This window comes from Streptomyces sp. NPDC020422 (assembly GCF_044386705.1).
Taxonomy (GTDB): Bacteria; Actinomycetota; Actinomycetes; order Streptomycetales; family Streptomycetaceae; genus Streptomyces.
The window spans coordinates 533,571-556,556 of sequence record NZ_JBIRVJ010000002.1; the positions used below are offsets into that span (position 1 = coordinate 533,571).

The 22,986-nt window shown below is 73.6% G+C and carries 17 protein-coding genes; 11 read left to right on the forward strand and 6 right to left on the reverse strand.

Annotated features, from left to right (window positions below):
- Positions 1-5: 5 nt before the first annotated feature.
- The 3 genes from ACH414_RS06445 to speB all read right to left on the reverse strand — a co-directional run bounded on the left by ACH414_RS06445 (position 6) and on the right by speB (position 6,684).
- Complete coding sequence (locus tag ACH414_RS06445; protein WP_398940965.1) at positions 6-3,761, reverse strand: ABC transporter ATP-binding protein; 3,756 nt, start codon at positions 3,759-3,761, stop codon at positions 6-8.
- A 126-nt stretch (positions 3,762-3,887) separates the two neighbouring features.
- A complete protein-coding gene (locus tag ACH414_RS06450) occupies positions 3,888-5,570 on the reverse strand; it encodes a thiamine pyrophosphate-binding protein (RefSeq protein ID WP_398940966.1) in 1,683 nt (560 codons plus the stop codon).
- Between the two features lie 136 nt (positions 5,571-5,706).
- On the reverse strand, positions 5,707-6,684 hold the full coding sequence (speB, locus tag ACH414_RS06455; RefSeq protein WP_382535555.1) for an agmatinase: 978 nt from the start codon (positions 6,682-6,684) through the stop codon (positions 5,707-5,709).
- A gap of 162 nt (positions 6,685-6,846) precedes the next feature.
- Here speB and ACH414_RS06460 point away from each other — a divergent pair, with 162 nt between their 5' ends.
- Positions 6,847-8,541, forward strand: coding sequence for a PucR family transcriptional regulator ligand-binding domain-containing protein (locus ACH414_RS06460; protein ID WP_398940968.1), 1,695 nt, complete (start codon positions 6,847-6,849; stop codon positions 8,539-8,541).
- A gap of 49 nt (positions 8,542-8,590) precedes the next feature.
- Here ACH414_RS06460 and ACH414_RS06465 read toward each other — a convergent pair whose 3' ends face one another.
- Complete coding sequence (locus ACH414_RS06465) at positions 8,591-9,193, reverse strand: hypothetical protein (RefSeq protein WP_382535561.1); 603 nt, start codon at positions 9,191-9,193, stop codon at positions 8,591-8,593.
- Positions 9,194-9,357: 164 nt separating this feature from the next.
- Between ACH414_RS06465 and ACH414_RS06470 the strand changes: the two genes are divergently transcribed.
- From ACH414_RS06470 to ACH414_RS06485, 4 genes are all read left to right on the forward strand, one after another.
- Positions 9,358-10,551, forward strand: coding sequence for a helix-turn-helix domain-containing protein (locus tag ACH414_RS06470; protein WP_398940970.1), 1,194 nt, complete (start codon positions 9,358-9,360; stop codon positions 10,549-10,551).
- 78 nt (positions 10,552-10,629) lie between these two features.
- Positions 10,630-11,787, forward strand: coding sequence for an acyl-CoA dehydrogenase family protein (locus tag ACH414_RS06475; protein WP_382535567.1), 1,158 nt, complete (start codon positions 10,630-10,632; stop codon positions 11,785-11,787).
- Positions 11,788-12,657, forward strand: a complete 870-nt coding sequence (locus ACH414_RS06480) for an acyl-CoA thioesterase (protein ID WP_382535570.1) — start codon at positions 11,788-11,790, stop codon at positions 12,655-12,657.
- 22 nt (positions 12,658-12,679) lie between these two features.
- The gene (locus ACH414_RS06485) at positions 12,680-13,600 is read left to right on the forward strand and encodes a cation diffusion facilitator family transporter (protein ID WP_398940972.1); all 921 of its coding nucleotides are present in this window, start codon (positions 12,680-12,682) and stop codon (positions 13,598-13,600) included.
- A gap of 15 nt (positions 13,601-13,615) precedes the next feature.
- Here ACH414_RS06485 and ACH414_RS06490 read toward each other — a convergent pair whose 3' ends face one another.
- Together ACH414_RS06490 and ACH414_RS06495 are read right to left on the reverse strand one after the other, a co-directional pair.
- Positions 13,616-14,398 (reverse strand): phosphatase, encoded by a 783-nt coding sequence (locus ACH414_RS06490; RefSeq protein WP_382535576.1) that lies wholly within the window; start codon positions 14,396-14,398, stop codon positions 13,616-13,618.
- 80 nt (positions 14,399-14,478) lie between these two features.
- Complete coding sequence (locus tag ACH414_RS06495) at positions 14,479-15,066, reverse strand: TetR/AcrR family transcriptional regulator (protein WP_386564558.1); 588 nt, start codon at positions 15,064-15,066, stop codon at positions 14,479-14,481.
- 97 nt (positions 15,067-15,163) lie between these two features.
- On the opposite strand from ACH414_RS06495, the gene ACH414_RS06500 reads away from it, so the two are divergent.
- The 6 genes from ACH414_RS06500 (at position 15,164) to ACH414_RS06525 (ending at position 22,984) form a co-directional block, all read left to right on the forward strand.
- A complete protein-coding gene (locus ACH414_RS06500; protein ID WP_382535583.1) occupies positions 15,164-16,771 on the forward strand; it encodes a carboxyl transferase domain-containing protein in 1,608 nt (535 codons plus the stop codon).
- Between the two features lie 14 nt (positions 16,772-16,785).
- On the forward strand, positions 16,786-18,720 hold the full coding sequence (locus tag ACH414_RS06505) for an acetyl/propionyl/methylcrotonyl-CoA carboxylase subunit alpha (protein ID WP_391769013.1): 1,935 nt from the start codon (positions 16,786-16,788) through the stop codon (positions 18,718-18,720).
- On the forward strand, positions 18,717-19,652 hold the full coding sequence (locus ACH414_RS06510) for a hydroxymethylglutaryl-CoA lyase (protein WP_398940975.1): 936 nt from the start codon (positions 18,717-18,719) through the stop codon (positions 19,650-19,652). Before ACH414_RS06505 ends, ACH414_RS06510 begins: the two co-directional genes overlap by 4 nt.
- Before the next feature lie 2 nt (positions 19,653-19,654).
- Entirely contained in the window at positions 19,655-20,815 is a 1,161-nt protein-coding gene (locus tag ACH414_RS06515) for an acyl-CoA dehydrogenase family protein (protein ID WP_398940977.1), read from the forward strand.
- A gap of 261 nt (positions 20,816-21,076) precedes the next feature.
- Complete coding sequence (locus ACH414_RS06520; protein WP_382535595.1) at positions 21,077-22,129, forward strand: ABC transporter substrate-binding protein; 1,053 nt, start codon at positions 21,077-21,079, stop codon at positions 22,127-22,129.
- 3 nt (positions 22,130-22,132) lie between these two features.
- A complete protein-coding gene (locus ACH414_RS06525) occupies positions 22,133-22,984 on the forward strand; it encodes a siderophore-interacting protein (RefSeq protein ID WP_398940979.1) in 852 nt (283 codons plus the stop codon).
- Positions 22,985-22,986: the final 2 nt, after the last annotated feature.

Here is a 22,986-nt window from a genome sequence, read left to right on the forward strand (position 1 = left end):
CGGGCCTACACCGGCTCGGGCTCCTCCTCGCCGACGCCCTGGCCGATGAAGGTGCGCCACAACTCGGCGTAGGCGCCGTCGCGGGCGAGCAGCTCGTCGTGGGTGCCGTCCTCGGCGACCCGGCCGTGGTCCATGACGATCACCCGGTCGGCGCGGGCCGCCGTGGTGAGCCGGTGGGCGACCACCAGGGTGGTGCGGCGGCCCGCGAGGCGGTCGGTGGCCGCGTTGACCTGGGCCTCGGTGGCGAGGTCCAGGGCGGCGGTGGCCTCGTCGAGGAGCAGCACGTCGGGGTCGACCAGCTCGGCGCGGGCCAGGGCGATGAGCTGGCGCTGGCCCGCCGACAGGTTCCGGCCGCGCTCGGCGACCTCGTGGAGGTAGCCGCCGTCGAGGGTGGCGATCATCTCGTGGGCGCCGACCGCGCGGGCCGCGGCCTCCACCTGGGCGTCGGTGGCGTCGGGGCGGCCGTACGCGATGGCGTCGCGGACGGTGCCGGGGAAGAGGTACGCCTCCTGGGGCACGACGCCGAGCCGGTGGCGGTACGCCGTGAGGTCGAGCTCGCGCAGGTCGGTGCCGTCGGCGGTGACCCGGCCGCCGGTCGGGTCGTAGAACCGGGCGACCAGCTTGACCAGCGTCGACTTGCCGGCGCCGGTCTCGCCGACGAAGGCGACGGTCTGGCCGGCGGGGATGCGCAGGTCGATGCCGGTGAGCGCGGCCCCCTCGCCGTCGCCGGCGTCGCCTCCGTACGCGAAGGACACGTTCTCGAAGGCGATCTCGCCGCGCAGTGCGGGCACGGCGCGCGGGGCGTCCGCGGCGGCGGTGGAGGTGGGCTCCTGGAGGAGTTCCTGCATCCGCTTCAGCGAGACGGCGGCCTGCTGGTAGCCGTCGAAGACCTGGGAGAGCTGCTGCACCGGCGCGAAGAACAGGTCGATGTAGAGCAGATAGGCGACCAGGGCGCCGGTGGTGAGGGTGCCTGCCTCGATGCGGTGCGCGCCGACGATGAGGACGGCGGCGGCGGCCACCGAGGACAGCAGGGTGACGAACGGGAAGTAGACCGAGATCAGCCACTGGCCGTGCACGCGGGCCTCGCGGTACTCCTCGCTGCGGGCCGCGAAGCGCGCGGTGCCCGCCTGCTCGCGCCGGAAGGCCTGCACGATGCGCAGCCCCGAGACCGACTCCTGGAGGTCGGAGTTGACCACGCTGATCCGCTCGCGGGCCAGCTCGTACGCCTTCACGCTGGCGCGCCGGAAGTAGTACGTGGCGACGGCGAGCACCGGCAGGGTCGCGAAGACGACCAGGGCGAGCTGGAGGTCGAGGACGAGCAGGGCGCCCATGATGCCGAAGAAGGTGACGACCGAGACGAAGGCGGTGACCAGGCCGGTCTGCAGGAAGGTCGACAGGGCGTCGACGTCCGTGGTCATCCGGGTCATGATCCGGCCGGTGAGTTCGCGCTCGTAGTAGTCGAGGCCGAGCCGCTGGAGCTGGGCGAAGATCTTCAGCCGCAGCGCGTAGAGGATCCGCTCGCCGGTGCGACCGGTCATCCGGGTCTCGGCGGTCTGCGCGGCCCACTGCACCAGGACGGTCACCAGGGCGAGCGCGGAGGCGGCCCAGACGGCGCCGATGGCGAGCTGGTTGACGCCCTCGTCGATGCCGTGCCGGATGAGGATCGGCAGCAGCAGTCCGGCACCGGCGTCGAGGGCGACCAGGCCGAGGCTGACGAGCAGCGGGGCGCCGAAGCCGCGGAGCAGCCGGCGCAGCCCGTAGGAGGTCTCGGGGGCGACGGCCCGGTCCTCGTCGACGTCGGGGGTGTCGTCGGCGGGCGGCAGGGCCTCGACGGCGGCGAGCAGCTCGGGGGTGGCGCCGGGGGCCGCGGAGTCCCCGGCGGCGGTCTCGTCGCGGACCCACAGGGCGGGGGTGATGCCCCGCTCGGCGTCGAACTCGGCGTCGAGCTCGGCGCGCAGGGTGCGGTCCTCGGGCACCTCGGGCGGCGTGAGGTGGCCGGGAGAGACGGCGCCCAGCTCGTCGGGGTCGGTGAGCAGCCGCCGGTAGAGCGCGGAGCGGCCCTCCAGCTCCTCGTGGGTGCCGATGTCGGAGAGCCGCCCGTCCTCGAGGACGGCGATCCGGTCGGCGAGGCCGAGGGTGGAGCGGCGGTGGGCGATGAGCAGGGTGGTGCGGCCCGCCATGACGGACTTCAGGGCCTCGTGGATCTCGTGCTCGACCCGGGCGTCGACGGCCGAGGTGGCGTCGTCGAGGAGGAGCAGCCGCGGGTCGGTGAGGATCGCGCGGGCCAGGGCGAGGCGCTGGCGCTGGCCGCCGGAGAGGGTGAGGCCGTGCTCGCCGACCTTGGTGTCGTAGCCCTCGGGCAGCTCGGCGATGAAACGGTCCGCCTGGGCGGCCCGGGCGGCGGTCTCGATCTGCTCCTGGGTGGCCTCGGGCAGGCCGTACGCGATGTTGGCGCGGACGGTGTCGGAGAAGAGGAAGGAGTCCTCGGGCACCAGCCCGATCGCGGCGCGCAGCGAGTCGAGGGTGAGCTCGCGCACGTCGAGGCCGCCGACGAGGACGGCGCCGTGCGTCACGTCGTAGAAGCGGGGAAGCAGCAGCGAGACGGTGGACTTGCCGGAGCCGGAGGCGCCGACGACGGCGACGGTCTCGCCGGGCCGGATCTCCAGGGAGAACCCGTCGAGGACGGGCCGGCCGTCCTCGTACGCGAAGGACACGTCGTCGAACTCGACGCTCGCGGGCGCGTCGGCCGGGAGCTCCTTGGTGCCGTCGGCGAGCGCCGGCTCGGTGTCGATCAGCTCCAGGACCCGCTCGACGCCCGCGCGGGCCTGCTGGCCGACGGTGAGGACCATGGCGAGCATGCGGACCGGGCCGACCAGGGAGGCGAGGTACGAGGAGAAGGCGACGAAGGTGCCGAGGGTGATCTGGCCCCGGTAGGCCAGCCAGCCGCCGAGGGCGAGCACGGCGACCTGGCCGAGGGCGGGGACGGCCTGGAGGGCCGGGGTGTAGCGGGCGTTGAGCCGGACCGTGCGCAGCCGGCCCGCGAAGAGCTTCCGCCCGGCCTCACGGATCTTGCCGGTCTCCTGCTCCTCCTGCCCGAATCCCTTCACGACCCGGACGCCGGTCACGGCCCCGTCGACGACCCCGGCGACGGCGGCGGCCTGCTGCTGGGCGTACCAGGTGGAGGGGTGCAGCCGGCTGCGGCTGCGGCGGGCGATCCACCACAGGGCGGGGGCGACGGCGAGCGCGACGAGGGTCAGGGGCAGCGAGAGCGCCGCCATCACGCCGAGCGAGATGAAGAACAGCAGGAAGTTCCCGATGGTCATCGGGAGCATGAAGAGCAGGCCCTGGATGAGCTGGAGGTCGCTGGTGGCCCGCCCGACGACCTGCCCGGTGGACAGCTCGTCCTGGCGCCGCCCGTCGAGCCGGGTGATCGTCCCGAACATCTCGGTGCGCAGATCGTGCTGGACGTCGAGGGCGAGGCGGCCGCCGTAGTAGCGGCGGACGTAGGTGAGGCCGTAGACGACGACGGCGGAGGCTATGAGCAGCCCGGTCCACAGGCCGAGCGATCCCGTCTTCGCGCCGATCACGTCGTCGATGATCACCTTGGTGATCAGCGGGACGAGCGCGAGCACGGCCATGCCGGCCAGGGAGGACCCCAGCGCGAGCAGGACGTTCGCCTTGTAGCGCCAGGCGTACGCCCAGAGCCTGCGCGCCCAGCCCCGCTGTCGCTTCTCCGCCTGTTTCTGCCCCACCGCCGCCACGTGGCGCCTCCCGTCCGTCCTGCTCTACCGGAAGGCGCAACGCGGCCGACGTGCGATTTCATCCCGCTGCAACAAACCGGAGCCGCGGAAGGGGGCCCGGGACCGGGCCGCCGGACCGGGCCGCGGTCAGAGGTGCGTGGGCTCGAACATGCGCAGCAGGGCCGGCAGGACCACCACCGAGGGGCCCGGGGTCTTCAGGGCCCGGGCGAGGTCCTGGGTGAGGGTGTCGGGGGTGGTGAGGGTGGCGGGGACGCCGAAGGACTCGGCGAGGGCCACGAAGTCCGGGCGGGTGAGCTCGGTGCCGGTGGTCTCGCCGAAGGCGTCCGTCATGTACTCGCGCAGGATGCCGTAGCCGCCGTCGTCGACGATCAGCCAGGTGACGTCGAAGCCGTACTGCTTCGCCGACGCCAGCTCCGCGATGGAGTACATCGCGCCGCCGTCGCCGGAGACCGCGAGCACCGGCTGGGACGGGTCGGCCGCCGCCGCGCCGAGGGCCGCCGGGAAGGCGTAGCCGAGGCCGCCGGCGCCCTGGGCGGAGTGCATGGTGTTGGGACGGCGGGCGTCGAAGGCGGACCAGGCCCAGTACGACAGGATCGTCATGTCCCAGAAGCTCGGCGCCGCGTCCGGCAGCGCCGCCCGGACCGCGGCCACGACCTGCTGCTCCAGGCCCAGGTCCTGGGCGGCGAGCCGCTCGCTGACCTTGGCCAGGACGGCTTCGACCCGCTCGGGTGCCGTCGGGTCGGGGCGCTCCGGGGCCGTCTCCAGGAGCGCCTGCAGCGCCAGCCGGGCGTCCGCGTGGATGCCGATGGCCGGGTGGTTGGCCTCCAGCTTCCCGGCGTCGGCCTCGATCTGGATCACCCGGCCGCGCGGGGCGAAGGTGTGGTAGTTCGAGGACAGCTCGCCGAGGCCCGAGCCGACCACCAGGAGGACGTCGGCGTCCTCCAGGAAGTCGGTGGTGTGCCGGTCCTCCAGCCAGGACTGGAGCGAGAGCGGGTGCTCCCAGGGGAAGGCGCCCTTGCCGCCGAAGGTGGTGACCACGGGGGCGTTCACGCGCTCCGCGAGTGCGAGCAGCTTGCCGGAGGCGTCGGAGCGGACGACCCCGCCGCCCGCGATGATCGCGGGACGCTCGGCGTTCGCCAGGAGGTGCGCGGCGAGGGCCGTCAGCTCGGGGCGGGGCGCGGCCTCCTCGGGCGTCGCGTCCATCGCGGTGACGACCGGCAGGATCGTCTGCGCCGTGAGCACGTCCTGCGGGATCTCCACCCACACCGGGCCGTGCGGGGCGGTGAGCGCCGACTCCCAGGCGGCGGCGACGGCGGAGGGGATCTGGGACGGGGTGCGGGCCGTGTGGACGGACTTCACGACGTCCCGGAACGAGGCCTGCTGGTCGCGCAGCTCGTGCAGATAGCCGTGCCGGCCGCCGCCGAGCCCGGCCACCGGGATCTGGCTGCCGATCGCGAGGACCGGTGCGGAGGCGGCCGCGGCCTCCTGGAGGGCGGCGAGCGACATCAGGGCGCCGGGGCCGGTGGAGAGCAGCAGCGGGGCCGCCTCGCCGGTGATCCGGCCGTACGCGTCGGCGGCGAAGCCCGCGTTGTTCTCGACGCGGAGGCCGATGTAGCGCAGGTCGCTGCGGCGGAGGGCGTCGAACATGCCGAGGGCGTGCTGGCCGGGGAGGCCGAAGACGGTGGTGGCGCCGAGGCCGGAGAGGGTCTCGATGACGAGGTCGCCGCCGGTGCGTCCCTGGGGCGGGTCGAGGGCGGCGGCGGTCTGCGCGGCGGTGGGGCGCAGGACCAGGTCGTGGTCGTGGGTCATGAGGTCCCTTGGGCGAGCTCGGTCGGTCGGGTGCGGCCCGGTGGTCGGGTCGCGCCCACCCGTTCCGTTCTGCGGAACGACTGCCCACCACCCGGGGCGGCGCGGGGCGGGCGCTGCCCGACCCGCGCCGCAGAGGTTACTTCGCGTCCCTCGACGCCGCGATCTGGCGGGACATGATCGTGGTCAGTTCGTACGCCGTGTGGGAGGCGGCGACGGCCGTGATCTCGGCGTGGTCGTAGGCGGGGGCGACCTCGACGACGTCGGCGGAGACCAGGTTGCAGGAGGACAGGCCGCGCAGGATCTCCAGGAGCTCGCGGGAGGTCATGCCGCCGGCCTCGGGGGTGCCGGTGCCCGGGGCGTGGGCCGGGTCGAGGCAGTCGATGTCGATGGAGATGTAGAGCGGGCGGTCGCCGATGCGCTGGCGCAGCTGGTCGGCGACCTCGTCGGCGCCGCGGCGGTAGATGTCCGCGGAGGTGACGATGCCGAAGCCCATCTTCTCGTCGTCGGTGAGGTCCTGCTTGCCGTAGAGCGGGCCGCGGGTGCCGACGTGGGAGAGGGCGGAGGTGTCGAGGATGCCCTCCTCGACGGCCCGGCGGAACGGGGTGCCGTGGGTGTACTCGGCGCCGAAGTAGGTGTCCCAGGTGTCGAGGTGGGCGTCGAAGTGGAGCAGGGCGACGGGGCCGTGCTTCTTCGCGACCGAACGCAGCAGCGGCAGCGCGACGGTGTGGTCGCCGCCCAGGGTCATCATGCGGGCGCCGGTGGCGAGCAGGTCGTCGGCGGCGGCCTCGATGGTCTCGACGGCCTCGTTGATGTTGAACGGGTTGGCCGCGATGTCACCGGCGTCGGCGACCTGGGCGAGCGCGAACGGGGAGGCGTCCTGCGCCGGGTTGTAGGGGCGCAGCAGGCGGGAGGCCTCGCGGATGGCGTTGCCGCCGAAGCGGGCGCCGGGGCGGTAGGAGACGCCGCTGTCGAAGGGGATGCCGACCACGGCGACGTCGGCGGTGCCGACCTCGTCGAGCCGCGGCAGCCGCGCGAACGTCGCGGGACCGGCGTACCGCGGGATGCGGGACGAGTCGATCGGGCCGCGCGGGGTGTTCTGGTCGCTGCTGCTCATGGTCGGGTCCTCCTGGGGTGTGTCGGTGGGGTGTACCGGCGGGGCCCCGGGTCGCGGGGCCCGGCCGGAGGCCGTGGCACGACAGTAGGCCGCCGGGGGTGCGACGCTGAAGTGTACGTTTCCTCCATTCCCAGCCTGCCTGATGGACGAAGGATCCACCTCATGCCCGCACCGGAGCCCGCGCCCGCCCCGCCCGCGCCACCCGTCCCGCTGGCCGCGCTGCTGGCCCGCACCGAACTCGGTCTGCGGCTGCTCGCGGGCCCGGAGGACGTCTCGCTGCACTGGGTGCACACCTCCGAGATGGCGGACCCCTATCCGTACCTCCTGGGCGGCGAACTGCTCATGACGGCGGGCGTGCAGCTGACGGACCCGGCGCGGTACGTGGAGCGGGTCGTGGAGGCGGGGGCGGCGGCGCTCGGTTTCGGGGTGACGCCGGTGTACGACACGGTGCCGGCGGCGCTCGTCGAGGCGTGCGGGCGGCACGGCCTGCCGCTCCTCGAGGTGCCGCCGCGGACGCCGTTCACGGCGGTGGCGCGGGCCCTGTGGCGGCTGATGGCGGAGGCCCGGCTGCACGAGCTGCGCCGGGTGAGCGAGGCCCAGCGGTCCCTCGCGGCGGCGGCGGCCCGGCCGGACCCGGTCCCCGCGGTGCTGGGCGCCCTCGCCGCGCGGATCGGCGGCCGTGCGGTCCTGTTCGGGCCCGGCGGCGGCGAGTCGGCGGCGGCCGGCCGGGAGATCACGGCCGAGGCGTCGCGGGCCCTGGCGGAGCTGGCCGGTGTGGTGGCGCCCCGACCGGGCGGTCCGGCGACGGCGAGCGGCGACGGGGGCGGGCTGCGGCTGGCCGCCTACGCGCTGGGCGGCGGGGACGGCCTCGCGCTGGGCGTGGCGGCCCAGGCGCGCGAGCCGGGCGACCACACGATCGCGGGCGTCGCGGTCGTCCTGCTCTCCCTCCTGACGGCCCCGCACCGGGCCGCCGACGTCTCGGCCCGGGACACCGCCCTGGTCAGGCTGCTCCTCGGGGCGACCCCGGCGGACGCGGCCGCGGCGCTGGGCCCGGGCCCCTGGACGGTGGTGCACGCCCGCGGCGGAGATGGCACCCCGTTCGCGGCGGCGAGCCTGGCGGCGGCGTTGGGGACGGCTTTGGTGGACCCGGGCGAGGGGTTGGGGACGGGGGCGAGCGCGCGGACGGGGGCGAGCGCGCGGACGGGGGCGGGAACCGGGACAGGATCGGGAACGGGAGCAGGAACAGGCGCGGGCGCGGGCGCGGGAGCAGGAGAAGGAACGGGCGCGGGAGCAGGCACGGCCGCGGGAGCGCACGCGAGAACGGCGCCGGTCCGGGGCGCGGGAACGGCGCCGGTCCAGGGCGCCGACGGCCCGCCCGGGTTGCCGCCCGGCGACGGGCCGGGCGGGCCGGCGGGACCCGGCCGCACCGTCCGGCTCCTCCTGCCCGCCCCGGCCGCCGTCGCCGCGCAGCCCGGCTGGACGCTCGGCGTCGGGGCCCCCGCTCAGGCCGACGCGCTCGCCGCCGCCGACGCGCAGGCGGCCCGGGCGCTGCGCCGGGCGGAGGCCACCCGGGCGCCGCTGGTGCGGCACCGCCCGGCCGGCCTCGCCGGGCTGGTGGACCCGGACGAGGCCGCCGCGTACGCCCACGCGCTCCTGGCCCCGCTCTCCGCGCCGCTGGCCGAGACCCTGCGCACCTGGCTGTCGCTGCACGGCAGCTGGGACCGGACGGCCGCGGCGATGGACGTGCACCGCAACACGGTCCGCCAGCGGATCGGGCGCTGCGCCGCGCTCCTCGACCGGGACCTGGACGATCCGGACGTACGGATGGAGCTGTGGTTCGCGCTCGGCCGACGGTGACGGCGGGGCGGGGCCCTCGGGTCGCCTCGGGCCCCTCGGCCGCCTCCGGTCAGTAGAGCTTGTTCACGGCGGTCTTGGTCGTCGTCTTGAAGGCGGTCAGCGGGGCGTCCTTCAGGTCGCCCATCTGGCCCCATCGGACGTAGGTGACGGTCCGGCCGTCGCGGCCCACCGAGAAGAGGTGGATGTCGGTGTTCCCGACCTGCGGGTCCGCGGTGTCCAGGCTGTAGACCCAGGCGCCCTCCTCCACGGCGAGCTTGCCGTGGAAGGCGCTGACGGCCCGCAGGCCCGGGTTCTCCCGCTCCAGCCGCGGGCCGCAGCCCGCGAGGGAGGCGCGCAGGGTGTCGACCAGCTTCACGGCGTCGGCCTCGGTGCGGGCGACGGTGGTGATCTGGACGCCGTTGGTGTCGAGCTCGGTGCTGAACTCGCGGTAGCGGGTGTTCTGCGCCGGGATCTTGTACGGGGCGCAGAGGGCCCCGCCGTTCTCCGGGACGCCGTTGAAGACCTGGGTGGCGGTCCACGGCGTCGACGACGCCGGCATCTGGGCCGCGGCGAGGAAGGCGGGCTGCGCGGCGGCCTGCGCCGGGGCCGTGGCGAGGGCCGCGAGGCCCAGGACGCCGGCGGCGGTGGCGAGTGCGGTACGGAGCTTGTTCATGGTGGTGGATCCCCCGTCGGGTGGTTCGGTCGGTACTCCACCAGCGTCGGGTTCGGCACCCGTCGCCCGCAACGGTGCCACGCCCACCATCCGTCCCGGAACCATTCCACCCCCGTTGACGTGCAAGGACGTGAAGGGTGGGACGCAGGGGCGAGGGGGATGGAATGCCGAGGAACGCCGCCGTCGAGGAGTTCGCGCGGCTCATGCGCGCGATGAAGGCGAGGGACGGACGGAGCTACGAGGCACTGGGCCGCCGCCTGAGTGTCAGCGCGTCCACCCTGCACCGCTACTGCTCCGGCGCGACGGTCCCGGAGGAGTTCGCGGTGGTCGAGCGCCTGGCCGTGCTCTGCGGGGCGGAGGAGGAGGAACGGCGCGCCCTGGAGGAGGCGTGGACGGCCGCACTGCGCACCCGCCGCCCGACCCCGGTGCCGCAGCCGGAGCCGGTGCCCCAGCCGGAGCCGGATGCGACCGCACCGGACTCTGTCCCGGACCCGGAACCCGAGCCGGAACCCGAGCCGGGACCGCCCGCGCCGACCCCCGCCCAGGAGCCGGCCCCGGCCGGCCCCCGCCCCCACCGCAAACGCCGCCGCTCGCTGCTGGTCGCCGGCCTCGTGGCGGTGGCCGGCGCGCTGGCGCTGGGGGCGGCGATGCTCCCCGCAGGGTCCCCGAGCACCACGGCGGCCGCTCCGCAGGACACGCCCGCGCCTCCGCCGCCGTTGACGGTGGCCATGTCCTCGCACGTCTGGGAGAGCGGTTGCGGCCACACGTACCTGGTGGCACGGGAGCCGGGCCGGGTGCCCGCTCCGCCGGTGGGCGCGGACGCGCGGGGCTGGGCGGCGGCGCAGGGGGCGGTGCACGGCGGACAGATGCTGGTGCGCCTGTCGGTGCAGGGGAAGAGCGGCAAGGCCGTCGTGCTGCAGGCCCTGCACGTGCGGGTGGTGGAGCGGGGCGAGCCGCTGCCGTGGCAGGCGTACCGGATGGACGGGGGGTGCGGCGGGGCGGTTACTCCGCGCCGTTTCGAGGTGGACCTGGACCGGCCGCGGCCGGTGGCGCGGTCGCTGGACGGGTACGACGCCTCCGGGGAGCGGGGCAGGACGCTCCCGGCGGTCTCCTTCCCGTACGCGGTCACCGCGGCCGAGCCGGCGGAGCTGCTGGTCTCGGCGCGCACGGCGGGGTGCGACTGCCGCTGGTACCTGGAGCTGGAGTGGAGCGCGGAGGGCCGCCGGGGCACGGTGCGGATCGGGGCCGAGGACGGGGTCCCCTTCCGGACGAGCGCGACGAAGGGGCGCCCGGCGTACACGTACGACTCCATGACCCGGGCCTGGATCACAGACGCGGAGTCTGGACAGGCCGGGTGACCGCTGGGTAACTTCGAGGGAGACAGACTGAGCAAGCGCTTAGACAGCCGGCAGCCCGCACCCCGGAGGAGACGCACCGTGCGCCGTACCGTATTCAACGAGGACCACGAGGCGTTCCGGGAGACCATCCGCGCCTTCATCGAGGCCGAGGTCGTCCCGGTCTACGACGAGTGGTTCGCCGCCGGCCAGGCGCCGCGCGACTTCTACGGCAAGCTCGGCGAGCTCGGCATCTTCGGCATCAACGTGCCGGAGGAGTTCGGCGGCGCCGGCCTGGACACCCACAAGTTCGAGGCCGTCCTCTACGAGGAGACCGCCCGCGCCGGCGTCCAGTTCGGCGGCTCCGGCGTGCACGTGCTGCTGGCGCTTCCCTACATCAAGATGCTCGCCACCGACGAGCAGAAGAAGCGCTACCTCCCGAAGTTCGTCACCGGTGAGGAGATGTGGGCCCTCGCGATGACCGAGCCGGGCACCGGCTCCGACGTCGCGGGCATGAAGACCACCGCGAAGCTCTCCGAGGACGGCACCCACTACGTCCTCAACGGCGCCAAGACCTTCATCACCGGCGGCGTCCACGCCGACCGCGTGATCGTCTGCGCCCGCACCTCCGCCCCCACGGCCGAGGACCGCCGCCACGGCATCTCCCTCTTCGCCGTCGACACCAAGTCCGAGGGCTACTCCATCGGCCGCAAGCTGGACAAGCTCGGCCTGCGCACCTCCGACACCGCCGAGCTGGCGTTCGTCGACGTGAAGGTGCCGGCCGAGGACCTGCTCGGCGAGGAGAACAAGGGCTTCTACTACCTCGGCCACAACCTCGCCTCCGAGCGCTGGGGCATCGCCTTCGGCGCCTACGCGCAGGCCAAGGCCGCGATCCGGTTCGCCCAGCAGTACGTCACGGACCGCACGGTCTTCGGCAAGCCGGTCGCCCACTTCCAGAACACCAAGTTCGAGCTGGCCGCCTGCCAGGCCGAGGTCGACGCCGCCGAGGCCGTGGCCGACCGCGCCCTGGAGGCCCTGGACGCGGGCGAGCTGACCCCGGCCGAGGCCGCCTCCGCGAAGCTCTTCTGCACCGAGGTCGCGCACCGCGTCATCGACCGCTGCCTCCAGCTGCACGGCGGCTACGGCTACATGAACGAGTACCCGATCGCCCGCCTGTACGCGGACAACCGCGTCAACCGCATCTACGGCGGCACCAGCGAGATCATGAAGTCGATCATCGCCAAGTCGATGGGCCTCTAAGTGCCCGAAGCGCACACGGCACTGGATGACCTGCTCGCTCTGCTCGACCTGGAGCGGATCGAGCAGGACATCTTCCGGGGACGGTCCCGCCCCTCGATCGTCCCCCGCGTCTTCGGTGGCCAGGTGGCCGCCCAGGCGCTGGTGGCGGCGGGGCGGACCGTTCCCGACGACCGGCCCGCCCACTCCCTCCACGCGTACTTCCTGCGCGCCGGGGACCCGGGCGCGCCGATCGTCTACACGGTCGACCGGATCCGCGACGGGCGGTCCTTCACCACCCGCCGGGTCGTGGCCGTCCAGCACGGGCAGCCGATCTTCCATCTCTCGGCGTCCTTCCAGACGTACGAGGACGGGCTCGACCACCAGGCGGACATGCCGGCCGCCCCGGACCCCGAGTCGCTGCCGACGGCCGCCGAGATGCTGCCGCGGGACCTCCCCCGCGAGGTGGCGAACCGGCTGATCGAGGCCCGTGCCGCGGTCGACCTGCGCTATGCCGAGACGCCCCCGTGGGGAACGGTCGGCACCCCGCGCGAGCCGCGCTCCCAGGTCTGGTTCCGCACCAACGGCAAGCTGGCCGACGACCCGCTGCTGCACGTCGTCCTCGCCACGTACGTCTCCGACATGACGCTGCTCGACTCGATCCTCCTGGCGCACGGCCGGGGCGGCTGGGCGGTCGGCGACGTCGTCGGCGCGTCCCTGGACCACGCCATGTGGTTCCACCGCCCCTTCCGGGCGGACGAGTGGCTCCTGTACGACCAGGAGTCGCCCACCGCTTCGGGCGGGCGCGGCCTGGGCCAGGCGCGGATCTACACCCAGGACGGGCGGCTGGCGATCTCGGTCATCCAGGAGGGTGTCGTTCGCGTCCCGCGCTGATGATCGGACATACCGTCCGACCATGGCGGAGAACGGCGAGAGCACCTTCACAGTGATCGTGGCGGCGATGGCCAATCTGGGCATCGCCGCCGCCAAGGCCGTCGCGGGCGTGGTCAGCGGATCCAGCGCGATGCTGTCGGAGGCGGCGCACTCGCTGGCCGACACCGTCACCGAGTTCATGCTGCTGACCGCGCTCAAGCGCAGCGAGAAGCCGGCCGACGAGGACCATCCGCTCGGCTACGCGAACGAGCGCTACGTCTGGGCGATGCTCGCCGCGGTCGCCACCTTCGTGGGCGGCGCGGTCTTCTCGCTGTACGACGGCATCCACACGCTGATCGAGGGCGAGGAGCTGGGCGATCCCCTCGTGTCGTACGTCGTCCTGGGCGTCGCCTTCGTCCTGGAGGGCTTCAGCCTGCGCACGGCCGTCCGGCAGGTGAAGGGCGAGGCGGCCCGGGCGCGGGCCCCCTTCGGCCGCTATCTGCGGCTCACCCCGGACACGACCGTCAAGGCGGTCGTCATGGAGGACTCGGCCGCCCTCGCCGGCCTGATGCTGGCCGCCGGCGGTCTGCTCGGAGTGCAGACCACCGGATCGAGCGTCTGGGACGGGGTCGCCTCGATCCTGATCGGCCTGCTGCTGGTGTACGTGGCCTGGGTCCTGGGCCGCTCCAACGCGGAGCTGCTCGTCGGGCGCCCGCTCCCCCGTCCGATGCGGCAGGCGGTCCGCGAGGAGCTGCTGTCCGTGGACCACGTGGTCGGCGTCCTGGACCTGACGACGCTGATCCAGGGCCCGGACGAGGTGATGGTGGCGGCGAAGGTGGACTTCAGGGACGTGGTCTCGGCGGAGCAGGTGGAGCTCGCCTGCGAGCAGGCCGAGGCCCGGCTGCGGGCCCGCTTCCCGGCGATCCGCCGGGTGTACCTGGATCCGACGCCGGGCCGTCCGTGAACGGGCGGCCCGGGCTCAGCCGAGCAGCCCCGCCGCGTCCAGCAGGTAGGCGGTCAGCGGCTCGTAGAACCGGGGGTCGACGACGTGGTCGTCCAGCGGCACGGTGACCTGCATCGTCCCCTCCGCCTCCGCCAGGAACAGGGCGGGGTCGTTGCAGTCCGCGTAGCCCACCGAGTCCACCCCCCGCTGTGCCGCGCGGCCCGCCCAGCCGTGGTCGGCGACCACCAGGTCGGGCGCGGGCTCGCCGAGCGCCGCCAGGCCGTCGAGGATCGCGTTCATGGGCTCCGGGGAGTGGGTGTGCCACAGGCTGGCGCCCCGTTCGAAGACGGCGACGTCGGCGAACTGCACCACGTACCCCTCGTCGGCGGTCAGCCCGCCGGGGATCCGCACGATGTCGCAGCCCCGGGCCCGCAGCGCGGCGGCGACCCGGCTGTGCGCGTCGATCAGGGCGCCGGGGTGCCCGGTCGCGAAGAGCACCCGCTCCTTGGCCGCGGCGGCCTTGGCGAGCCGCGCGGCCATGCGGTCGAGGGCGGCGACGGTCAGCTCGGGGTCGATGGTGTCCTGCCCCGTGCGGTGCGCCGGGTCGTCGACGACGCCGCACCGCTCGGCCATCACCGCGAGCACGTCCTGCTCGTCGCTCCACCGCTCCCCGAACTCCAGGCCGAACCAGTAGTGCCGGTCGCCGTTGGCGAGCTTGCGGTAGTGGGAGAGGTTGTTGTCGCGGGGCGTGGCGACGTCTCCCGCGATGCGCGTGCGGACGAGGTGCTCGACGAGGGCGGGGCGGCTGAGTATCGGCATGCTGCTCATTGTGCCGTCCGGCGCCCCGGGCCGTGCTGGTGACGGCCCGGAGAGGGCCGCACCGGCCCCTGTCGCGCGGGTCAGGCCGCCAGTGCGCCGAGGGCGCCGTGGGCCAGGTTCCTCAGGAGGCGCTCCATCCCGTCGCGGCCCAGGGGCGCGCCGAGGTGCGGGGTCGAGTTGAGCAGGCCGAAGACGGCGTGCACGGCGGCGCGCGCCTCGGACTCGGCCGCCGCCGGGTACAGCTCGCGCACCACCGCGACCCAGAGCTCCACGTACTGGCGCTGGAGCTGCCGGACCCGCTTGCGGTCCTCGTCCTTGAGGCGGTCGAGCTCGCGGTCGTGCAGGGTGATCAGGGGCCGGTCGTCGAGGGCGAAGTCGATGTGGCCGTCGATGAGGGAGCCGAGCACCGCGCGCGGATCGCCGTCGGACTCGGCGACGCGCAGCCGGCCGCCGGCGAGCAGGCGCTCGCTGATGCCGACGAGGAGTTCGGCGAGCATCGCGTCCTTGCCGGGGAAGTGGCGGTAGAGCCCGGGGCCGCTGATGCCGACCGCGGCTCCTATCTCGTCCACGCCCACCCCGTGGAAGCCGCGCTCGGCGAAGAGGCGGGCGGCTTCCTTGAGGATCTGCTCGCGGCGCGTCGGGGCGTCGGTCCGGCCGGTCGTGGTCATGGATTCGATTCTAGACAACCCCGTTAGCGGTCGTTAACCTGAACGCACATACGTTAACGCTCATTAACCGAGTGGACCGAGCAAGGGAGCTCGACGGATGCAGCAGGCACCTGTGCTGACGAGCGCGGCGGACCCCGCGTCGCCGGCCTGGCAGGCCAACGAGGCGGCCCACCACGAGCTGGCCGCGACCCTGCGCGCCAAGCTCGCCGAGGCGGCGCTCGGCGGCGGCGAGAAGGCCCGCGCCCGGCACACCGCGCGCGGCAAGCTGTTGCCGCGGGACCGCGTGGACACGCTGCTCGACCCGGGCTCGCCCTTCCTGGAGCTGGCCCCGCTCGCGGCGAACGGGATGTACGGCGACCAGGCCCCGGCGGCCGGCGTCATCGCGGGCATCGGCCGGGTGAGCGGCCGCGAGTGCGTGGTCGTCGCCAACGACGCGACCGTCAAGGGCGGCACGTACTACCCGATGACGGTGAAGAAGCACCTCCGCGCCCAGGAGGTGGCCCTGGAGAACCGTCTCCCCTGCCTCTACCTGGTCGACTCCGGCGGCGCCTTCCTGCCCATGCAGGACGAGGTCTTCCCCGACCGCGAGCACTTCGGCCGGATCTTCTACAACCAGGCCCGGATGTCCGGCGCCGGCATCCCGCAGATCGCTGCGGTCATGGGCTCCTGCACGGCCGGCGGCGCGTACGTCCCGGCGATGAGCGACGAGGCCGTGATCGTCAGGAACCAGGGCACGATCTTCCTCGGCGGCCCGCCGCTCGTGAAGGCCGCGACCGGCGAGGTGGTGACCGCGGAGGAGCTCGGCGGCGGCGAGGTCCACTCCCGGATCTCCGGCGTCACCGACCACCTCGCGGAGGACGACGCCCACGCCCTGCGGATCGTCCGGAACATCGTCGCCACCCTCCCCGAGCGCGGCCCGCTGCCCTGGTCGGTCGAGCCGGCCGAGGAGCCGAAGGTCGACCCGTACGGGCTGTACGGCGCGGTCCCGGTCGACTCGCGGACGCCGTACGACGTGCGCGAGGTCATCGCCCGGGTCGTGGACGGCTCCCGCTTCCAGGAGTTCAAGTCCGAGTACGGCCAGACCCTGGTCACCGGCTTCGCCCGGATCCACGGCCACCCGGTCGGCATCGTCGCCAACAACGGCATCCTGTTCGCCGAGTCCGCCCAGAAGGGCGCGCACTTCATCGAGCTGTGCGACCAGCGCGGGATCCCGCTGGTCTTCCTGCAGAACATCACCGGCTTCATGGTCGGCAAGGCCTACGAGCACGGCGGCATCGCCAAGCACGGCGCCAAGATGGTCACGGCCGTGGCCACCACCCGGGTGCCGAAGCTGACCGTGGTGGTCGGCGGCTCGTACGGCGCGGGCAACTACTCGATGTGCGGCCGGGCGTACTCCCCCCGCTTCCTGTGGATGTGGCCCAACGCCAAGATCTCGGTCATGGGCGGCGAGCAGGCCGCGTCCGTCCTCGCCACGGTCAAGCGCGACCAGCTCGGCGACGCGTGGAGCGCCGAGGAGGAGGAGTCCTTCAAGGACCCGATCCGCGCGCAGTACGAGACGCAGGGCAACGCCTACTACGCCACGGCCCGGCTCTGGGACGACGGGGTCATCGACCCCCTGGAGACCCGGCAGGTCCTCGGCCTCGCCCTGACCGCCTGTGCCAACGCGCCCCTGGGTGACCCCCAGTTCGGCGTCTTCCGGATGTGAAGGGTCCCCAGGAGATGCAGAGCATGTTCGACACCGTCCTCGTGGCCAACCGGGGCGAGATCGCCGTCCGCGTCATCCGCACCCTGCGGGAGATGGGCGTCCGCTCGGTGGCCGTGTACAGCGACGCGGACGCCGATGCCCGGCACGTACGGGAGGCGGACACGGCGGTGCGGATCGGTCCGCCGCCGGCCGCCGAGTCCTATCTCTCCGTGCCGGCCCTGCTGGAGGCGGCCCGCCGCACCGGCGCGCAGGCCGTCCACCCCGGCTACGGCTTCCTCGCGGAGAACGCCTCCTTCGCGCAGGCCTGCGCGGACGCGGGCCTGGTCTTCATCGGCCCCTCCGCCTCGGCGATCTCCCTCATGGGCGACAAGATCCGGGCGAAGGAGACCGTGCAGGCGGCGGGCGTCCCCGTCGTCCCGGGCGCCGCCGACCCCGACATCGTCGACGCCGCGCGCGAGCTGGGCGCGCCCGTGCTGCTCAAGCCGAGCGCGGGCGGCGGCGGCAAGGGCATGCGGCTGGTGCGGGACCTGTCGGTCCTGGAGGAGGAGATCGCGGCGGCGCGGCGCGAGGCCCGGTCCTCGTTCGGTGACGACACGCTCCTCGTGGAGCGCTGGATCGACCGCCCGCGGCACATCGAGATCCAGGTCCTCGCGGACGCGCACGGCAACGTCGTGCACCTCGGTGAGCGTGAGTGCTCGCTGCAGCGGCGCCACCAGAAGATCATCGAGGAGGCCCCCTCGGTCCTCCTCACCCCGGAGATCCGGGCGTCGATGGGTGCGGCGGCGGTCGAGGCGGCACGTTCCTGCGGGTATGTGGGCGCGGGCACGGTCGAGTTCATCGTGCCGGGCGGCGACCCGTCCTCGTACTACTTCATGGAGATGAACACCCGCCTCCAGGTCGAGCACCCGGTGACGGAGCTCATCACCGGCCTCGACCTGGTGGAGTGGCAGCTGCGGGTGGCGGCGGGCGAACCGCTGTCCTTCGCGCAGCAGGACGTGCGCCTGGACGGCTGGGCGATCGAGGCCCGGATCTGCGCCGAGGACCCCTCGCGCGGCTTCCTGCCGTCCGGCGGCACGGTCCTGGCGCTGAACGAGCCGCAGGGCTCGGGGGTGCGCACGGACTCGGGCCTCTCGGCGGGCACGGAGGTGTCGTCCCTCTACGACCCCATGCTGTCGAAGGTCATCGTCCACGCGGCCGACCGCCCGACGGCCCTGCGCAAGCTGCGCGCGGCCCTGGCGGACACGGTCACCCTGGGCGTCCCCACCAACGCGGGCTTCCTGCGCCGTCTGCTGGCCCACCCGGACGTGGTCGCGGGCGACCTGGACACGGGGCTCGTGGAGCGGGACGCGGAGTCGCTGGTCCCGCAGGGGGTGCCGGACGAGGTGTACGCGGCGGCGGCCGCGGTGCGGCGCGCGGCGCTCTCCCCGGCGCCCCGGGACGGCTGGACGGACCCCTTCTCGGTGCCGGACGGCTTCCGCCTGGGCGGCACCCCCAAGCCCCTGGCCTTCCCCTTCCGCGTCCCGGGACTCGAACCCGTCACCGTGGAGGCACCGGCCGGGGCTCGGGTCACCGACACCTCCGTGACCGTGACCGTGGACGGGGTCGCCCACTCCTTCCACCGCGTCGGCGACTGGCTCGGCCGTGACGGCGACTCCTGGCACGTCCTGGACCACGACCCCGTCGCCGCCGCGCTCTCCGGCGCCCGGCACGGCGGGGCCGACACCCTCGCCGCGCCCATGCCGGGCACCGTCACCGTGGTGAAGGTGGCGGTCGGGGACGAGGTGGAGGCCGGTCAGAGCCTGCTGGTGGTCGAGGCGATGAAGATGGAGCACGTCATCTCCGCCCCGCACGCCGGCACCGTCACCGAACTGGACGTCGCCCCCGGCACGACCGTCGCCATGGACCAGGTCCTGGCGGTCGTCGCCCCGCGCGAGGAGGAAGAGGCATGAGCAGCCTGCCGATGACCGTGGCCGACCCCGCGCTGCCGGCCCGGGTCCGGATCCACGAGGTGGGCCCCCGGGACGGCCTGCAGAACGAGAAGACGGTCGTCCCGACCGCGGTGAAGGCCGAGTTCGTGCGGCGGCTCGCGGCGGCCGGTCTGTCGACCGTCGAGGCGACCAGCTTCGTGCACCCCGAGTGGGTCCCCCAACTGGCCGACGCCGAGGAGCTGTTCCCGCAGCTCAGGGATCTGCCGGTGCGGCTGCCCGTGCTGGTGCCCAACGAGCGTGGCCTGGACCGGGCGCTCGCGCTCGGCGCCCGCCAGATCGCCGTGTTCGCCTCCGCCACCGAGTCCTTCGCCAAGGCCAACCTCAACCGGACCGTGGACGAGGCCCTCGCGATGTTCGAGCCGGTGGTGACCCGGGCGATAGAGCAGGGCCTGACCATCCGCGGCTATCTGTCGATGTGCTTCGGCGACCCCTGGGAGGGCGCCGTGCCGATCGAGCAGGTGGTCCGGGTCACCAAGGCGCTCGCCGAGATGGGCTGCGACGAGCTGAGCCTGGGCGACACCATCGGCGTCGCCACCCCGGGGCACGTCGCCGCCCTGCTCACGGCGCTGAACGAGGCGGGCGTGCCCACCTCCCGTATCGCCGTGCACTTCCACGACACCTACGGGCAGGCCCTGTCCAACACGCTCGCCGCGCTCCGGCACGGCGTGACCACGGTCGACGCCTCCGCGGGCGGCCTCGGCGGCTGCCCGTACGCGAAGAGCGCGACCGGCAACCTGGCCACCGAGGACCTCGTGTGGATGCTCGACGGCCTCGGCATCGAGACCGGGGTCGATCTGGCCGCCCTCGCCGCCACGAGCGGGTGGATGGCCGAACAACTGGGCCGCCCGAGCCCGTCCCGTACCGTACGCGCGCTCTCCCACAAGGAGTCCTGAGCATGTCCCTCGACCACCGGCTCTCCGACGAGCACGAGGAACTCCGCCGCACCGTGGAGGAGTTCGCCCACGACGTCGTCGCCCCGAAGATCGGCGACTTCTACGAGCGTCACGAGTTCCCCTACGAGATCGTCCGCGAGATGGGCCGCATGGGCCTGTTCGGCCTGCCCTTCCCCGAGGAGTACGGCGGCATGGGCGGCGACTACCTCGCCCTCGGCATCGCCCTGGAGGAGCTGGCCCGGGTCGACTCCTCCGTCGCCATCACCCTGGAGGCGGGCGTCTCGCTGGGCGCCATGCCCGTCTACCGCTTCGGCACCGAGGAGCAGAAGCGCGCCTGGCTGCCGAAGCTGTGCTCGGGCGAGATGCTGGGCGCCTTCGGCCTGACCGAGCCGGGCGCCGGCTCGGACGCGGGCGGCACCCGCACCACGGCCGTCCGGGACGGTGACGAATGGGTCATCAACGGCTCGAAGTGCTTCATCACCAACTCCGGTACGGACATCACGGGCCTGGTCACGGTCACGGCCGTCACCGGCCGCAAGCCCGACGGGCGCCCGCTGATCTCCTCGATCATCGTCCCCTCCGGCACCCCCGGCTTCACCGTCGCCGCGCCCTACTCGAAGGTCGGCTGGAACGCCTCGGACACGCGGGAGCTGTCCCTCCAGGACGTCCGCGTCCCGGCGGCCAACCTGCTCGGCGAGGAGGGCCGCGGCTACGCCCAGTTCCTGCGCATCCTGGACGAGGGCCGGATCGCGATCTCGGCCCTCGCCACGGGCCTCGCGCAGGGCTGCGTCGACGAGTCGGTGAAGTACGCGAAGGAACGCCTCGCCTTCGGGCGCCCGATCGGCGACAACCAGGCCATCCAGTTCAAGATCGCCGACATGGAGATGCGGGCGCACATGGCCCGGGTCGGCTGGCGTGACGCGGCCTCCCGCCTGGTCCTGGGCGAGCCGTTCAAGAAGGAGGCGGCGCTGGCGAAGCTGTACTCCTCGACGGTCGCGGTGGACAACGCCCGCGAGGCGACCCAGATCCACGGCGGCTACGGCTTCATGAACGAGTACCCGGTGGCCAGGATGTGGCGCGACTCGAAGATCCTGGAGATCGGCGAGGGCACCAGCGAGGTCCAGCGCATGCTGATCGCGCGGGAGTTGGGCCTGACCTCCTGACGCCCGACACCACCGGTGAAGCCCGTCGTCCCCTTCGGGGGCGGCGGGCTTCGTCGTGTCCGGCCGCGGTGACGACCCCACCCCTGGTGATCGAAGTGAGGGTAGGCTAACCTGCTCTCGATAAGGTGAGGCTTACCTACCTAGGCCTGTCCGGCCCCGTCCGGACCCGCCTCCCCCTATCGCGATACCGACCCGAACCACCCCGAACCGCCCCGATCCACCCGGCCGCCGACCCCGGCTCGTACCGAAAGCGACTCCGCCATGCCCAGCACCGCCCGAGCCACCTTCCTCACCCGCCGCGGCCTGCTCGCCGCGGGCGGCGCCCTCGGGCTCCTCGCCACGCTCACCGCCTGCGGCGGCGGCGAGGGCACGGGCGGCGACTCCCCCGCCAAGGCCGCCGGGAAGTCCGGCCCGTGGACGTTCACCGACGACCGCGGCATCGCCGTCGAGGCGAAGACCACCCCGAAGAACATCGTCGCCTTCACCGGAACCGCCGCCGCCCTCAAGGACTTCGGCGTCGAGGTCAAGGGCGTCTTCGGCCCGACCACGGTCAAGGACCCGAAGACCGGCGCCGTGACGCCCGACGTCCAGGCCGGCGACCTCGACATCAACAAGGTCAAGGTCATCGGCAACGTCTGGGGCGAGTTCAAGACCGAGGAGTACCTCAAGCTCCAGCCCGAGCTCCTCGTCACGGACATGTGGGAGAAGAACGACCTCTGGTACGTGCCGGCCGAGCAGAAGGACAAGATCGCCAAGATCGCGCCGAGCGTCGCCCTGTGGGCCGCCGACAAGTCCATGCCGGCCGTCCTGCAGCGCCACGCCGACCTCGCCGCCTCGCTCGGCGCCGACGTGAACACCGCGCGCATCAAGGCGGACAAGGCCCGCTTCGAGGCCGCCGCCGAGCGGGTCCGCAAGGCCGCGAAGGGCAAGAAGGACATCAAGGTCCTGATCGGCTCCGGCTCCCCGGACCTCTTCTACGTCTCCACCCCCGACCGGCCGACCGACACGCTCTTCTTCAAGGAGCTCGGCGTCAACATCGTCACGCCCACCAAGCTCGACCAGGCCGGCTGGTTCGAGGGTCTGAGCTGGGAGAACGTCGACAAGTACAAGGCCGACGTCATCATGCTCGACAACCGCACCTCGGCCCTGCAGCCCGAGGCCCTGAAGGCCAAGCCCACCTGGGCCGCGCTGCCCGCCGTCAAGGCCGGCCAGGTCATCCCGCGCGTGACCGAGCCCATCTACTCGTACGCCAAGTGCGCCCCGCTCCTGGAGGACCTGGCCAAGGCCCTCGAGAACGCCAAGAAGGTGTCCTGACCCATGACGAACGCCGAGACCGCCCCGTTCCAGTTCTTCAGCCTCCAGGTCGACCGGACGCGGCGGCTCGGCCCGTCCCTGGTGCGGGTCACCTTCACCGGTGAGGAGCTGAAGGGCTTCGCCGCCGGGGGCCGCGACCAGTCGCTGTCCCTGTTCCTGCCGCACCCCGGCCAGGACGCCCCCGTGCTGCCGCCGCTGGACGACCCGGACATGTACGCGATCCTGGGCGCCTACCGGGCCATGCCGCACGACGAGCGGGCCGTGATGCGCTCGTACACCGTCCGGGAGCAGCGCACCGAGCCGGCGCCCGAGGTCGACATCGACTTCGCGGTCCACGAGGACGGCGGCCCCGCCTGCCGCTGGGCCCAGCACGCCAAGCCCGGCGACCGGGTGGTCGTGCTCGGCCCCGCGGTCGCGGAGAACACCGGGGTGCGCTTCCGGCTCCCCGAGGACGCCGACTCCGTCCTGATCTGGGGCGACGAGACGGCCCTGCCGGCCGTCTCCGCGATCCTGGAGTGGCTGCCGGCCGAGACCCGCGCCCACGTCTACCTCGAAGTCCCCTACTCCGGCGACCGCATGGAGCTCGCGACCGAGGCGGACGCGACGATCACCTGGCTGGTACGGGAGGAGGGCGCGCCGACCGCCGTCGAGGCCGTCGCGGGCGCCGAACTCCCGGGCGAGACACCGTACGTGTGGATCGCGGGAGAGTCCGGCGCCGTGAAGGCGCTGCGCCGCCACTTCGTGCGCGAGCGCGGCCTGGACAGGCGCCGGGTGACCTTCGTCGGCTACTGGCGCAAGGGCCTGTCCGAGGACGCCCTGCGCGAGGTGCCGGACGAGACGCAGGAAGAGGCGTAGCC